The organism is Pseudomonas sp. S35 (assembly GCF_009866765.1).
Lineage (GTDB): Bacteria > Pseudomonadota > Gammaproteobacteria > Pseudomonadales > Pseudomonadaceae > Aquipseudomonas.
Window position 1 is genome coordinate 3,016,571 of sequence record NZ_CP019431.1, and the last position, 14,516, is coordinate 3,031,086.

Genomic DNA, 14,516 nt, shown 5'->3' on the forward strand with positions numbered 1-14,516 from the left:
GCCCCCGGATAATCCCCATGTCGAATGCCCCGGTCCCGTCGCGAAGCTTGTTGTTGCTGCTGGTGGCCCTTACGGCACTTGGCGAAGTCTCGACCCAATTGATCATCCCCGGCCTTGGCGCCATCGAGCAGGCGCTGGTGGCGCCGCCGGGCTCGGCGTTGATTGCGCTGTCTGCGTTTGTCGCGGCGTTTGGCCTGGGGCAATTGTTGTTTGGGCCATTGTCGGACCGTATCGGCCGGCGTCCGGTGTTGATCGGTGGGTTGCTGCTGTATGTGCTGGCGACCTTGTCGATGCTGCTGGTCAGCGACATGCATCAATTTATCGCCGCCCGTGTACTGCAAGGCCTTGGCGCCTGCGCGGCGCTGGTGTTGGCACGCACGGTGGTGCGCGATGTATGGAAGGCCGAAGCGGGGCCCGCGCTGGCCCTGACGATGATCGGCATGCTCTACGCCATCGTCCTCGCGCCGATGGTGGGCGGCCTGCTGATCAAGTTGTTCGGCTGGCATGCACCGATCCTTCTGGCATTGGTGATCGGCAGCGTGGTGTTGTTGCTGGCACTGTTGTTCTTCCGCGAGAGCAACCTTTACCTCGACCCCAAGGCCGGCCACTGGCGCACCCTGGGTGGGCAGTACCTGGACTTGCTCAAGGGCCGTCCATACCGCGCGTTCGCTGTGGCCTTGGCCTGCACCTATGGCGCGATGTTCGCGGTGATTGCCGGTTCATCGGCGGTGTTTATCAACCTGCTGGGCTTGAGCAGCCTGGAGTACGGCATCAACTTTGGCGTGATCGTGTCGATGTTGATCGTCGGTTCCACGTACACCCGGCGCAATATCCTGCGCCTGGGTCCGCAGCGGATTGTCACGATGGGGGTCACGCTGGTGGCCCTTGGCGGGGTTTCGGCGGCGGTGATTTATGGCGTGTTCGGCCTGTCGGTGCTGGGGTTGGATATTCCCATCGCCTTGGCGACGTTGGGCGGCGGCCTGGTATTGCCGGGCTCGGTCACGGGCGCCGTGATGCCCAACGCGCACCGCGCACCGCGCAGGCTTGGCGGCAGGCTTGATGGGCTTTGCGCAGATGTTCGGCGCCACCTGCAGCGGCCTGCTGCTGAGCCAACTGCGTGATGGCAGCGCCACACCGATGATCATGATCCAGGCGGGTTTTGCGGTGATGGCCTTTGTGGCGTTTCATCTGTTGCGTGAACGGCGTGTGGCGCCGGTACTTGTGGGAGATGTCTAGCTTTGGCAAGGCTTCGATGGCGGCGGCACGGGCGACACATAGCCCCCTGAAGCGACGCACCGGTTGTCACACTTTGTCCAAGTTATTCAGGGCTAGATGATTACGATTCTCTTTTGAGTCTAATCCTAAGGTCCACGCCCATGCTTCCTGCTTTTCGCTTTACGCCCCTGGCCCTGTTGGTCGCCGGCAGCTTCAGCGCCCATGCCGACGAACCCGTTGCCCTGGAACTCAACGATGTGGTGGTGACGGCAGCCGGTTATGCCCAAAGCGTGGAAGACGCGCCAGCTTCGGTCACGGTAATCGACGGCGAAGCGCTGCGCCGCAAGTCCTACCGCGACCTCGGCGACGCAGTGCGGGATGTGGAAGGCGTGACGGTCAATGGCGGGGCGAATGAAACCGATATCTCCATCCGTGGCATGCCGGCTGACTACACCTTGATCATGGTCGACGGCAAACGCCAGAGTGCGCGGGAGTCGCGGGTCAACGGCAACAGCGGCTACGAGCAAAGCTTTGTGCCTCCGGCCGCCGCCATCGAGCGGATCGAAGTGGTGCGCGGCCCGATGTCGTCGCTGTACGGCTCGGACGCTATCGGCGGGGTGATCAACGTGATCACACGCAAAGTCTCGCCGACCTGGGGCGGCTCCATCGGCTACGACTACTCGGCGCGCCAGCACAGCGACCAGGGCAATGCGCGCCAGACCCAGTTCTACCTCAGCGGCCCGCTCAAGGAAGATTTCCTCGGCTTGCAGGTATGGGGCCGTTACCTCGACCGCCAGGCCGACGATGACATCGAACAAACCAATGGCTTCAGCAAGGCCGACCACCGCGACCTCACCGCGCGCTTGGCCTTCACCCCGACCATCGACCACGACATCCTGCTGGAAGCCGGCGCCACGCGCCTGAAGAACGGCGACGGCATGAGCGCCAACTGGGCCACCCGCGAGCAAGAAAACAACCGCGATCATTGGTCGCTGTCCCATCAAGGCCGCTGGGGCTGGGCGACCTCGGACATCGCCCTGTCCCAGGAAACCTCGACCCGCGAAGGCAAGGCCACCCCGGCCCAAACCGATATCTACGGGCGCAAGCCCGAGATCAAGAACACCGTGTTCGACGCCAAGCTGGTGGTGCCCACCGCCTATAACGTCAGCACCGTCGGCGTGCAGTGGAATGAAAGCGAGTTGACCGACTGGAACCAGGGCCTGGGTGATCGCGTCGACTATAAATTCTCGGTGGTGCAAAAAGCCCTGTTCGGCGAAAACGAATGGTCAGTCACCGACAGCTTCGCCCTGACCACCGGCCTGCGCTTGGATGAGCACGAAGAGTACGGCGCGCACCTCAGCCCACGCGTCTATGGCGTATGGCGCGCCACCGACCAGTGGACCTTCAAGGGCGGCATCGCCCGTGGCTTCAAGGCGCCGGAACTGCGCGCCGTGGTCGAGGACTACGCCTACCTGCGCCGCAACCGCTTCGTGATGTTCGGCAACCCGGATCTCAAGCCCGAAACCAGCACCAACTACGAAGTCTCCGCACTGTGGAGCAACCGCGACAACCTGTCGGGCGGCGTGACGCTGTTCTACAACGACTTCCAGGACAAGCTCTCCACCGTCACCACCGACCGGCGCTGGAACGGCTACACCATCATGGAACGGGTCAACGTCGACAAGGCGATCATCCAAGGCGTGGAGCTCAACGGCCAATGGGATATCAGCCCGAGCGTGCTGCTCAAGGCCAACTACACCTACACCGATTCCGAGCAGAAAAGCGGCGCCAACAAAGGCGCACCGCTGGCCCTCACACCCGAGCAAAAAGCCAACGTGCGCACCGAGTGGAGCATCAACGACCGTACCCAGGCCTGGGCGTCGCTGAGTTACTACGGCGAAGAAACCGGCAACACCATTACTGACGAACCGGCGCCGGGCTACACCACCGCCGACCTGGGCGGCTCCTACGATGTAAACGATGCGCTGACTCTCAACGCCTCACTCAACAACCTCACCGACAAGCGCCTGGACGATGAAACCTACGGCACGGTGAACTACGGCCGCACCCTGTGGATGGGCGCCACGTACAACTTCTAAAGCGCTGCGGGCAATCGCACCACCGCGCATAGGCCGGCCGGTGGGCGATTGTGCAACATCAGCTCCCCGCCGTGGGCCTGGATGCACGAGCGTGCAATCGCCAGGCCCAACCCTACGCCTGCATCGCTGACGCCGCGCTGCACGAACGGTTCGAAGACTTTGTCCAGCCAGTCTTCGGGCAAGCCTTGGCCGTGGTCGAGAATCTCGATGCGCAGCCAGCCGTTGTCTTCCCGAGTCAGGCTTAGGTGGGCATCGCCGGCATGGTGCAGGGCGTTGTCGATCAGGTTGGTCAAGGCGCGTTTGAGCGCCAGTGGGCGGCAGGTCAGCGCCAGAGCTGGTGCGCCGTTCCAGATCACGGGCTGTTGCAAGCGCTGATAACGCTTGGCCAGGTCATCCAGCAAGCTGCTCAACGATAGTGTGGCGCTTGCCTCCTGCACTGCGTCATCGCGCACGAAGCTCAAGGTTTCGCGGACCATTGCGTTCAGCTCGGCGAGGCTTTCGAGCATGTCATCGCGCATGTCGCCGGGCTCCAGCAATTCCACTTGCAAGCGCAGTTCGGTGATCGGCGTGTTCAGGTCGTGGCTGACCGCCGCCAACATCCGCGTGCGGCCTTCGACGTGCCGGGCAAGATGGACCTGCATGGTGTTGAAGGCGGCAGTGAGATCGCGGGCTTCCTGGGGGCCGGTTTCCGGCAGCGGAGCGATCCATTCACCACGGCTGACGCGCTCCGTGGCCTGGGCCAGGGTCTTGATCGGGCGCACCACGCGGGCGATGAAAAACATCACGATCAGCAGCACCGGCAGCGTCGTCACCGGCAGGCTGTAGGCCAGGACACGGCCCCATTCATACGCGCCGGCGGGGTATTGCACGGCATTGAGGTAGGTGCCGTTGGGCAGCGGCACGCTGGTGCGCAGGCGCAACGGTGCCCAACCGGCGGGGCTGAACACGTGGGTGCGGGCGTCGGCGCCGCTGATGCGTTCCAACTGCATACCGATGGCGGCCGCGTCATCCAGGTGTAATTGGCGGCGCAGTTCGTTGGCCAGCCGCTGTTCTTCCGGGCGCAGTTCAAACGGCGCTACCTCTGGCGTTGGGGCGATCCAGAAGCGTGTGTCGTCGTGGCTCATCCCGGCCAGCAGGTGCTCGGTTTCCGTCGGCGTCAGGTCGATTGCCGTGTGGTGCGCAATCCCCAGGCGCTCCAGGCTGAAACTGCGTGACAGCGGGTGGATCAGGCTGCCGGTGCGTTGCAAAAACAGCATCGCGATGGCATTGGAGGCGAGCAATGCCAGCAGCAGCAACAGGCTCAACTGACGCGCCAGGGTGCGCGGCCACAGCCGGCTCAGGGCGCGCATTCGTTGACGTCGGCCGCCAGAAGGTAGCCGCCACCCCAGATGGTGCGCAGCAGGTCTGGCGCCGTATTGTCCTGGGCCAGTTTGCGGCGCAAGCGGCTCACCTGGCGGTCGATGGCGCGGTCGCTCACGTCGCTGTCGGCAGCGGCGGTAAGGTCGATCAAACGTTCGCGGGGCAGCAAGGTGTTGGGGTGGGTAAGGAATACCTGCAACAAGCGGCTTTCCGCTGTGCTGAGCTGGATCGGCGGGCAGGCCTCGCGCTGCAAGATGGCGTTGGCCACGCTGAATTGCCAACCGGCAAACCGATAGGCGCGCGCGCCACTGCTGGGTGCGGCAGGCCCGGTGTTGCGGCCTTGGCGGCGCAGCACACTGTTGATGCGTGCCACCAATTCGCGGGGCTCGAAGGGCTTGGTCACGTAGTCGTCTGCGCCCAGGTCCAGGCCACGGATACGGTCGGCGGCGGTATCGCGGGCGGTCAACAGGATCACAGGGGTATTGCTGCGCCGATGCAACTGGTTGCACAGCTCGAAACCGTCGCCGTCCGGCAGCAGCACGTCGAGCACTACGACGTCGAACGCCTGGGTCTTGAGCAATTGCCACATACCGGTCGCGTCTTCGGCGGTGCGCACATCGAAGGTGTGTCGACGCAGGTAAGTGGCCAAGGGTTCGCGGATTTTGCGGTGGTCATCCACCACCAGCACACGCGGTGCGACAGGCGCAGGGGCAAACGGCATTGCAGCCCTCGGAAGGTTGAGCGGGAGAGGGCGGATATTACTACGAGTCATTATCATTAACGCGGTTTTATGGCTAAGTGCTGGCTTGTCGTTCTATCAGTAGGACGCTCTAAGGTGTTTTAGCCGTCTAGCGCTCGATTGATATCGGTTTTAAGGTGTATGCACTTTGGAGGACCACCATGAAAAAACTCATCGGCATCTACACCAGCCCTCGCGCCCATTGGGTCGGCGACGGTTTCCCGGTGCGCACACTGTTTTCCTACGACAACCTGGGCAAACACATCAGCCCCTTCCTGCTGCTGGACCACGCGGGCCCGGCCGAATTTACCCCGACCGAACAACGACGCGGCGTCGGCCAGCACCCCCATCGAGGGTTTGAAACCGTCACCATCGTCTACGACGGCGAAGTCGAACACCGCGACTCCACCGGCGCTGGCGGCACCATCGGCCCAGGCGATGTGCAATGGATGACGGCCGCAAAAGGCATTCTCCACGAGGAGTTCCACTCCCAAGCGTTTGCCCGCAAAGGCGGCGCGATGGAGATGGTTCAGCTGTGGGTCAACTTGCCGGCCAAGGACAAAATGGCCGACGCCGGTTACCAGACCATTGTCGACGGTGATATTCCCGTGCTGCCGTTGGCCGATGAAGCCGGGCACCTGCGCCTGATCGCCGGAGAGTTCGCCGGCGCCAAAGGCCCTGCGCGCACCTTCACACCGATTGACGTGTGGGACCTGCGCCTCAACGCCGCAAAGCCAGTGACCCTGGACCTGCACGCCGGGCGCAACACTGCCCTGGTGATCCTGCGCGGCACCGTGCTGGTCAACGGCGAGGAAGTGGCGCGCCAAGGCCAATTGGCACTGTTCGAGCGCGACGGCACGCAACTGGTCCTGGAGGCAAACGACGATGCTATGGTGCTGCTGCTCAGCGGCGAGCCGATCGACGAGCCCATCGTTGGCCATGGCCCGTTTGTGATGAACACCGAGCAGGAGATTCACCAGGCGTTTGCGGATTTTCAGTCGGGTCAATTCGGGCGGATGCACGCCTGACCGGCGATCTCCCAAATTCCGCGTGCCTATTGTAGTGAACGGGCTTGCCCCGCGCCGGGCTGCGCAGCAGCCCCACTACTTTCACCGCGTTTCTTCAGATAAAACCACACAGCCGGTTTAGGGCCGCTTCGCGCCCCAGCGCAGGGCAAGCCTGCTCACTACAAAAGTTAGCGTTGCTATACCCGCCAGCTCCATTTCATGCAGTCATTCGCGCTGGAGTCGCGTCAACGTCCTTGCTTTATCAACTATTCATAGTTGTGTTAAATCTATCGACTGAAAAAGCTGAAAGTGAAAAGTTTGCCTGTCGACCAGTAGCCATATTGGCCAACGCATCACCAATAGCCGGTGCAAACTTAAAACCGTGTCCTGAGCAAGCAGATGCAAAATAAGTTGAGTTCATAGCTTTAGATTTTCCTATCAAGAAAGAATCATCAGGGCTCATCGTATAGAAACAGTTCTTTGCTTGTGTCGGAATAGGCTCAAGCCTCGGGAATAGAGAGTCAATAATTGGGGCTATTTCCTTTATATGGCGCCGTTGCACACGGGTATTTTTCCAGTCGGGAAGCGATGGGATTTGCTGCCTGTTATGAAAGCCAATTTTTACACCGGGCTCGCTACTAACAATTGATGGGGCGCCGTAGAGAAGGCCGCCATCTTCTCGCTCGTAAAGAAAAATGGGGAATTGCTCTTGGGAAAATAGAGTTTCGGAACCCGTTTTTGGTTTGAACCAATAAATGGGGACTCTACGCGGCTCCAAGAGGCTAGAGATCTCAGGCATAAGGTTGCTGGCCATCCAAGGCCCTGTAGTGATGACTGCAGAGCCAGCAAAGTAAACACGTCCGCTCTTGGACGTCACACGCACACCCGTGCCATGATTCTCGAGCTTTACGACAGTGTCACCGAATTCGGTTTTTGCGCCATTGAGAACGGCCTCATCCAACATTGCTAACCTCGCGTCGGTGGCCGAAATTGCATACGCGCCAGGCTCGTATACGGCCTGCATCTCCTCCGGCATGTTGAATGTCGGCATCCATTTTCTAGCCTCTGAACTGTTCCAGACTTCATGTCCAATTCCTCCTTGTTTAGCAGTTTGAATGCTTCCGTCCACTATGCGACTGGATTGAGTTCCGACGAAAACGCCCCCTGTGTGAAACAATAGATGTTTCTGAGTAACGTGCTCCAGTTCGTTCCACAATAAATCAGCATGGTTAAGCAGTTGAAGGTATTTATTTCCCTCCCAGTAGGCGCGCCGAAATATTCTGGAGGCCCCATGGGATGAACCATAGTCATGGGTGGGGCTGGAGGCGTCTATTCCTAATGATTTAGTGCATTTTGGTGCGACTCTCCATAGAGCCGCTGCACCCATAATTCCAAGGCCGATAACGATAACGTCATAATGAGATTTCATTTGTTGGCTCTCTTTTTAGCTGATTGGTTATTTGCTGTGTCGTAAATCCCCAGAATGATTAATATGCCAATGATTATGAAGGTGGGTGCGAGCGGTGCGTCTGATATTTGTTGTTTTTGTGTATATATTGAGATTGATATTAGCGTTATAGGTAGTATAAATTGTATCAGCCCTGTTAAGGACAGTGGTATTTTCCCTGCTGAGTAAGATAGCATTAATAACGGTGTGGTGGAGACTGCGCCTGCTAAAAAAATTAGTATGTTTGATGGGTTGTCGAGTTCGTTGGGATACATAATTGGAATGCTGAATACTAACTTGGCTAGTGTTAGGCATAGTGCTAGGAATAGCGTTTCTATAAATAGCCCGCTTACAGCGTCTAAAGAGGTGTATTTTTTTATGTAAATGTAAGCTCCCCATGTTCCAGAAATCATGAGATACGTAAAGTGGTTTAAATTCTTGGATGATATAATCAGGGCAATGATGGAGCTGAATGTTATTAGTAGTGTGACGGCTTTTTGGGGGCTGATTTTTTCATGGTAAATTACTAATCCGATTGCAATGCAAAAGAAAGGGGCAATTAAATAGCCAAGTCCGCTTTCTAGAAAGTTTTCATTTATAGAAGCCCAGATGAAGGTTCCCCAGTTCGCTGCGATGAGTAACGAAGCAATACAATGCAAGCCAATCGAATTTTTCGTAATTTTTTTTATCTGACTTATTTTTCGAAAAATACATACGAACACAGCGAGAATGGCAGTTGATAGGAAAATTCGATAAGCGATCAATGTGATGGGCGAAACATCACTGAGTGATCTCCAGTAAAGGGACGATAATCCTAGAAAGATATTTGCCAGCCCAGACAAAATTATTGGAAGGGCATGTGTCGAGATGGGTGTTTGGAATGAGTTCATAATTGGTCACGTCTTACGATGTGAAAATTCTATTATTTCATATGACCAATAAATATTTCCGTTTTGATCGGTGGAGTAGGCGGCTAGATCTAGATTGTTCCAGTTTTCAAATTCGAGCTTCAAGTATCTGTCTAGGGCTTTCCATTGGGCGCTGTAGTGAATGAGCGGGAACGTATGTCGTTCAACTAACTTATAGGCGAGTGGAGGTTTTTTGTTGTATTTTTGATCGTACCTGTGCAGCACGTCCCGTATTCCCATTAGCGAATTTAGCCCAACAATTGCCACGCCCGTAGGTGCAAGGTATCTCGGAAGGTCCTCAAGAAAACGACTAATAACCTCCTCGCCAAAAAACATAGCACGCAGGGGTAATTGGCCTGTCTGAGTAGATGCGACCAATCGCCGGATAAATGATTGAGATGGCGTTCTCCAGCCAGGAGGATTAAAAACTACCGTATGGAATTGTTTTTCAGGAATGCCATCGAATAGGTCACTTGCAAGAAAGGAGATAGCATGCTGTTTAAAATTGATGTGTTCGTTTGTCCTGGCCTGCGCGATTGATTTTTCGCAGACGTCAGTAGCGGTAATATCGTTACCGCCAAGCTTACGTGCCAAGAAAGCATGGACGCCACTTCCTGTGCCGATATCCAAAAAGCTACGATCTGAATCCCTTAAATAGGATGATTGCAGTAGGTAGCTTCCAAGTCTTACGCCTGCGAGGCTGACGTTGAATACTCCAGGTGCATGAGTTAGGTTTACGCTTTGACCTAGTCCGAAGTAAACGCTATAGACGCCTTCGAGACAATTCTGGTGATCGATCTTCAAGTGAAACTGTCCAGCTATGCCGTGATCAATTAAACCTTGCATATCTAAAGTCTCCTTCCCAGTTCTTTTGAGCGCGCGCAGGCGTGTTCAAGACCCTCTATGATTACTGCTTTCATTTTTTTGTTGTTAAATAGTTTTATCGCTTGTTCGGTTGTGCCGTTTTGCGTCATGACTTTTTCACACAGTTTTTCTGGTGTCTCTTGGTGGGCGTCAAGCAGAGCGGAGGAGCCGCGCAGAGTTTGGACTACGATGGCGCGTGCGGCACGTTCATCAAAGCCCGCCAACAAAGCATACTCAATAAGAGCTTGTGCAAAGTAGGCTACATAAGCCGGCCCCCCACCGACCAGAGCTGTGGCATGATCAATGAGGGATTCTTCTTGTACGATGAGTAATCTGCCGAGCTTGGAGAACAGCCCATTAACCAGAGACCTATTTCTTTGAGTGGTGTGTGGGGTGTATGCCAATACGGACATGCCCTCGTTGATGGCCGATGGAAGATTTGGAATTGCTCTGCAGACTTGTAAGGTTTTTAAATGGTTCGCCAGCTCGGAAAGATTGACCCCCGCCATAACGGAAACCGTCATGTCGGTAAGCAGCTTATGCTGCAAATTGCTTTCTGCGAACGTCGCAAAAGCTTGGGGGGGAATGGCCAAGATCGTAATTTTTGAGGTTGAATGGTTTGGCAGGTTACTGATTACCTTAATTCCTGCGTTTTTCATTTCTTTATCGTAAGTGTGGCTGAGGTCGACAGCTGCGATGGATAGAGTTTGGGATGATCGCCTTAAGCCTAAGGCGATTGCATATCCCATATGACCTGCGCCAATAATGACAATGTCTTTCGCAAGGGTCATGAATTAGCCTCCTGTTAAAATTGTTATAAGCTTCGTACCGATTGTAGATTTTTCAAATTTATTGCGTCCTAAAAGCGTGTAGTACATTTCTTGTCATATCTTTGGTTGTTAGGGTGTTGAAGGTTGGCTTTTAGGTGCCTCCGAGATATTTGAGATGTACCTGGATGCCTATTCAGAACTGTCTGAAGAAAGTTTTTCGTGACACTCTTGAACTAAAGAACTTTGCCTGGGAGATAATTTGAATCTCTGTGTAATCACCCGAATATTTTTCCTGCCCTATACCCGCAACCCCCATTTCATGCGATCTTCCCGTCATTCGCCCTGGAGTCGCCTGGATGCCCTCATTTATCTCCGATCACCCAATGTTGTGCGCCCTGGCGCTGATACTCATCGACATCGCCGTATGGCGGCTTATCTCCGCCAACCTGGCCAACTGGAAACTCGCGGCGCGGTTGGTGATCTTTGCGGTGTTCAGCGCCGTGCTGTTCAACGACGGTATGAACCCCATGCTCGTCGCGCCCTACGCCGACAACACCGCATTGCACATGGCCGCCACGGCGTTGCAGATCGGGTGGTGGCTGTTCGCGGCGCGTACGCTGACGGTGTTGCTCGGGGCGTTAATGATGCAGCGGGTCGGGCATACCGGGCGGTTGTTGCAGGATTTGATGGGCGCGGTGATTTTCCTGATTGCGATCATCGCGGCGCTGGCCTACGTGCTCGACCTGCCAGTCAAAGGCGTGCTCGCGACGTCCGGTGCGGTGGCGATCATTGTCGGCCTAGCGCTGCAAAGCACCTTGAGCGATGTGTTCTCCGGGATCGTGCTCAATACCACCAAGCCTTATCAGTTGGATGACTGGATTTCCATCGACGGCACCGAAGGCCGGGTCACCGATATCGACTGGCGCGCCACGCGGCTGCAAACCTCCCAGGGCAGCATGGCGGTGATTCCCAACTCCCTGGCGGCCAAGGCCAAGATCATCAATTTTTCGCGCCCGGCGGATATGTTCGGCCTGGCGGTCAGCCTGCAGGTCAGCCCCCATGCGCGGCCGCAAACCGTGATTGAAGCGCTGGAGCGCGCGATGCAGGGCTGCCGGCCGTTGCTGGCCAAGCCGGCGCCGAGCGTGGCGTTCAAGACCTCGGCCAGTGGCGGCGTGGAATACGAAATCAGTGGGTTCGTGCCGGCCATGCCCCTCAAGCGCGAGGTGCGCAACCAGCTTTATGACCTGGCGTTCCGGCACCTGCAAGCCGCTGGTGTGAGCCTGTTGTCTGCCGTCGAAACCGCGACGCCAGTGCCCACGTCCCCGGCGCGGGCGCTGTTGGACAGTTCGTCGATTTTCTCCACCTTGCGCCAGGAGGAAAAAGACACCTTCAGCCAGAACATGACCCTGCACACCTACCGCCCCGGCGAGATGATCTTGCCGGCGGGAGAGGTCAGCGATCATCTATTTATCGTCGAGTCGGGTGTGGTCTCGGTGATGCTGATCAAGGGCGGTCACACCTTCGAAGCGGGACGCATGGGCCCCGGCGAGGTGATCGGCGAAGCGGGGATTCTGACCGAGCAGGCCGCCTTGGCGGACTTCACCGCCAAGACGTTCTGCACGCTGTACCGCATTGAGAAGGCGTACCTGACGCCGTGCCTGGATGCACGACACGACATCGCCGACGCCATGAAAACCCTGCTGGACTTCCGCCTGCACGCGGCCCAGGCCCTGACCCAGGACGCACCCGTGGTGCCGGTCAAGAAGGGCTTTCTACAGTGGCTGCGCAAGCGCGGTCTTTGACAGGCTGCGCAGGCGCACAGGGCTAGAAATCGGCAATGAACTGCACGCCACCGACCACCGCGCCGTTGGTTTGCGTGAGCCCGCCAGGGTATTTCACGTATTGCAGGTTGGGCCGCACCATCAGCCATTGGGTCGCCTGCACGCCATAGTTGATCTCGTAGCTGTATTCGCGGCGTTGTTCAGGCACGTACAGCGGGTCATCGATGTCGCTTACACCATTGGCCGCATTGAGCATTTGCGTATTGCGGGTATAGCGGTCGCTGACCTGCAACTTCGAGGCGCCGAGACCGAAGGTGTCGTCTGGACGTGAATCGAACGGGCCACGGTAGATCAGGCCGACCTGGATCAGGTTTTTGATCACGCTTTTGTCCGGGTCATTCACCGTCAGGTTGGCGAACACATTGAGCCCACGTTTGTTATTGCCGTCGACCGTGGTCAGCTGTTGCTGGCCCGACAACCACCAGCCGCTGTTGCTGGAGTACATCCGGTAAGGCTTTTGCGAGCTGGCGGCGTAGTTGCCGTCGGCATCCTTGAGCATGTCCTTGGTATCGGCGTTGGCGTAGTAGTAACCGGCGTGGTACTCCGAATTCAGGCCTTGGATCTGGCCTTTCCAGATGGCTTCGATGGGGAAACTGGTGCCTTGGGAACCGCTGATAAACGGCTTGAAGCCATTGCTGGCTTCGGCGTTGCCAGGGTTTTTGTCGTAGGCGCCGACCTGCATGGCGAACTCATCGGTGAACTGGTATTTGGCACGCACCGCCCACTGGCTGATCGGGAAGCTGTTCCACACGCCGTTCCAGTTGCCTTCCTGGGAGCCGCACAGGGTGACGTTCTGGAACTCGCAGGGGAACTGATCGAAGTCTTCGCCGTGGCCGAACCGCCCCAGTTTCAGCGCGAACTTGCGTTCGAAGAATTTCTGTTCATACCACAACTGCGACAGTCGCCAGGCATTGCCGCCGCCGAATACTTCCATGGTGGAGGTCAGCCCGGTGGCATTGGGCTGGTGCACGCGGTCATTGGTGATGTCCTTGCCATGGCGCTCGCCGATGCCGATGCGAAAGGTCGCGTCCTGCCAGCCCAGCAGTTTTTGCAGGTCCATATTCACGCCGAGGATCAACTGGTCGCTCCAGCGCGCCGTGGTGTGGGAGTTGTAGCCGCCGCCAAGATTGGAGCCGACTTCGCCGACGTATTTGAGGGTGAAGTCGTAGCCTTGCTCGGCCAACTGCGTACGCAGGCCGTTCCAGTCGCCGAGCATGGCGGGGGCGCTGAAGGCGCAGGGGGACAGGACGCTGCACAGCAGGGCCAGGGGATAGGTGATGCGCATGAAAAGCTCCTTGGATTGTTGTTTTTATTAGGTACTGCACAAATCACAGGCACACACAGATCCCCTGTGGGAGGGGGCTTGCCCCGATGGCGGTGTATCAGCCACAACTGTGCTGACTGACACTCTGCTATCGGGGGGCAAGCCCCTCCCACAATGGAACTGTGGTGATTGAGGGTGAGCGGGGGTTACTGCAGGTTTACGTAGAGGCCACCATCGACGAGCAACGACGCGCCGGTGATATAGCGCGCCATGTCCGAGGCCAGGAACACAATCGGCCCAGCCACATCATCCGGCTCACCCAAACGCCCCAACGGCGTGCGCGAGGTCATGTAGGCGAGTTTTTCCTCGTCGGCCAGGTCGTCCTTGTTGATGTCGGTGGCGATGGTGCCTGGCAGTACCGAGTTGCAACGAATGCCATACGGCCCCAGTGCAATGGCGCAGGACTGCATCAACGAATGCAACCCGGCCTTGGTTGGCGTGTAATGGGTTTGCATGCCGCCGCCTACCAGGGCGCTGATGGAGCTGACCGCGATGATCGCGCCGCCGCGGCCCTGGTTTTTCATCTGGTTGGCCGCCGCCTGCACGGCGAAGTAGGCGCCGTTGAGGTTGGTGTTGACGGTTTTCAGGTAGACCTCGCGGGGCATGTCGAGGAACGAATGGAACGGGCAGATCCCAGCGTTGTTGACGAACACGTCGACACTGCCGAACGCCTTGACCGCGCCGGCCACCAGCTTGTCGCCGGTGTCCGGGTCGGCGGCATCGCCACCCACTTCGATGGCCTGGCCACCGAAGGCCTTGATCTCTTCGATCAGCGAATGCGCCGCCTCGGTGCCCTGGCCGCTGCCACTGTGGCCGATCACCACGCGCGCGCCCTGGCGTGCACATTCACGGGCGGCGGCGCGGCCGATGCCACGGGAGGCGCCGGTGATGATCACGGTTTTGTCTGCAAGCAACATAAAAACACTCCTTCAAAAATAAGCGG

11 protein-coding genes and 1 pseudogene are annotated in these 14,516 nt (G+C 57.5%); 4 read left to right on the forward strand and 8 right to left on the reverse strand.

What is annotated here, in order from left to right; genetic code table 11:
- Positions 1 to 17: 17 nt before the first annotated feature.
- A pseudogene (locus PspS35_RS13305) lies at positions 18 to 1,236 on the forward strand (MFS transporter).
- A 140-nt stretch (positions 1,237 to 1,376) separates the two neighbouring features.
- Complete coding sequence (locus tag PspS35_RS13310) at positions 1,377 to 3,314, forward strand: TonB-dependent receptor (protein ID WP_159935159.1); 1,938 nt, start codon at positions 1,377 to 1,379, stop codon at positions 3,312 to 3,314.
- Here PspS35_RS13310 and PspS35_RS13315 read toward each other — a convergent pair.
- Positions 3,311 to 4,630, reverse strand: a complete 1,320-nt coding sequence (locus tag PspS35_RS13315) for an ATP-binding protein (protein WP_174244872.1) — start codon at positions 4,628 to 4,630, stop codon at positions 3,311 to 3,313. The genes PspS35_RS13310 and PspS35_RS13315 overlap by 4 nt on opposite strands.
- Positions 4,631 to 4,650: 20 nt before the next feature.
- Positions 4,651 to 5,394, reverse strand: a complete 744-nt coding sequence (locus PspS35_RS13320) for a response regulator transcription factor (protein ID WP_159935162.1) — start codon at positions 5,392 to 5,394, stop codon at positions 4,651 to 4,653.
- Between the two features lie 179 nt (positions 5,395 to 5,573).
- Here PspS35_RS13320 and PspS35_RS13325 point away from each other — a divergent pair, with 179 nt between their 5' ends.
- A complete protein-coding gene (locus PspS35_RS13325) occupies positions 5,574 to 6,440 on the forward strand; it encodes a pirin family protein (protein ID WP_159935164.1) in 867 nt (288 codons plus the stop codon).
- A 241-nt stretch (positions 6,441 to 6,681) separates the two neighbouring features.
- Here the strand turns inward: PspS35_RS13325 and solA are convergent, their stop codons facing one another.
- Genes solA through PspS35_RS13345 form a run of 4 tightly spaced genes read right to left on the reverse strand, consistent with a single transcriptional unit; the run spans position 6,682 to position 10,429 of the window.
- Positions 6,682 to 7,848 carry an N-methyl-L-tryptophan oxidase gene (gene solA / locus PspS35_RS13330; protein WP_159935166.1) on the reverse strand — a complete coding sequence of 389 codons (1,167 nt, stop codon included), beginning with the start codon at positions 7,846 to 7,848 and terminating at the stop codon, positions 6,682 to 6,684.
- Positions 7,845 to 8,756 carry a hypothetical protein gene (locus PspS35_RS13335; RefSeq protein WP_159935168.1) on the reverse strand — a complete coding sequence of 304 codons (912 nt, stop codon included), beginning with the start codon at positions 8,754 to 8,756 and terminating at the stop codon, positions 7,845 to 7,847. The genes solA and PspS35_RS13335 overlap by 4 nt, the downstream gene beginning before the upstream one ends.
- 6 nt (positions 8,757 to 8,762) lie before the next feature.
- A complete protein-coding gene (locus PspS35_RS13340) occupies positions 8,763 to 9,620 on the reverse strand; it encodes a methyltransferase (protein ID WP_159935170.1) in 858 nt (285 codons plus the stop codon).
- Between the two features lie 2 nt (positions 9,621 to 9,622).
- The gene (locus PspS35_RS13345) at positions 9,623 to 10,429 is read right to left on the reverse strand and encodes a pyrroline-5-carboxylate reductase (protein ID WP_159935172.1); all 807 of its coding nucleotides are present in this window, start codon (positions 10,427 to 10,429) and stop codon (positions 9,623 to 9,625) included.
- 335 nt (positions 10,430 to 10,764) lie between these two features.
- On the opposite strand from PspS35_RS13345, the gene PspS35_RS13350 reads away from it, so the two are divergent.
- Positions 10,765 to 12,210 carry a mechanosensitive ion channel family protein gene (locus PspS35_RS13350; RefSeq protein WP_159935174.1) on the forward strand — a complete coding sequence of 482 codons (1,446 nt, stop codon included), beginning with the start codon at positions 10,765 to 10,767 and terminating at the stop codon, positions 12,208 to 12,210.
- A gap of 22 nt (positions 12,211 to 12,232) precedes the next feature.
- Here the strand turns inward: PspS35_RS13350 and PspS35_RS13355 are convergent, their stop codons facing one another.
- Positions 12,233 to 13,534, reverse strand: a complete 1,302-nt coding sequence (locus PspS35_RS13355; RefSeq protein ID WP_159935176.1) for a carbohydrate porin — start codon at positions 13,532 to 13,534, stop codon at positions 12,233 to 12,235.
- Positions 13,535 to 13,719: 185 nt separating this feature from the next.
- Positions 13,720 to 14,490: an SDR family NAD(P)-dependent oxidoreductase gene (locus tag PspS35_RS13360; protein WP_159935178.1), complete on the reverse strand. Its 771-nt coding sequence runs from the start codon at positions 14,488 to 14,490 to the stop codon at positions 13,720 to 13,722.
- Between the last annotated feature and the right edge of the window lie 26 nt (positions 14,491 to 14,516).

What these genes read in the sequence shown, in the direction of transcription:
- PspS35_RS13360 (WP_159935178.1), bottom strand. Translation starts at nt 14,490, where the DNA reads ATGTTGCTTGCAGACAAAACCGTGATCATCACCGGCGCCTCCCGTGGC.
- PspS35_RS13335 (WP_159935168.1), bottom strand. Translation starts at nt 8,756, where the DNA reads ATGAACTCATTCCAAACACCCATCTCGACACATGCCCTTCCAATAATT.
- PspS35_RS13350 (WP_159935174.1), top strand. Translation starts at nt 10,765, where the DNA reads ATGCCCTCATTTATCTCCGATCACCCAATGTTGTGCGCCCTGGCGCTG.
- PspS35_RS13355 (WP_159935176.1), bottom strand. Translation starts at nt 13,534, where the DNA reads ATGCGCATCACCTATCCCCTGGCCCTGCTGTGCAGCGTCCTGTCCCCC.
- PspS35_RS13340 (WP_159935170.1), bottom strand. Translation starts at nt 9,620, where the DNA reads ATGCAAGGTTTAATTGATCACGGCATAGCTGGACAGTTTCACTTGAAG.
- solA (WP_159935166.1), bottom strand. Translation starts at nt 7,848, where the DNA reads ATGAAATCTCATTATGACGTTATCGTTATCGGCCTTGGAATTATGGGT.
- PspS35_RS13325 (WP_159935164.1), top strand. Translation starts at nt 5,574, where the DNA reads ATGAAAAAACTCATCGGCATCTACACCAGCCCTCGCGCCCATTGGGTC.
- PspS35_RS13310 (WP_159935159.1), top strand. Translation starts at nt 1,377, where the DNA reads ATGCTTCCTGCTTTTCGCTTTACGCCCCTGGCCCTGTTGGTCGCCGGC.
- PspS35_RS13345 (WP_159935172.1), bottom strand. Translation starts at nt 10,429, where the DNA reads ATGACCCTTGCGAAAGACATTGTCATTATTGGCGCAGGTCATATGGGA.
- PspS35_RS13320 (WP_159935162.1), bottom strand. Translation starts at nt 5,394, where the DNA reads ATGCCGTTTGCCCCTGCGCCTGTCGCACCGCGTGTGCTGGTGGTGGAT.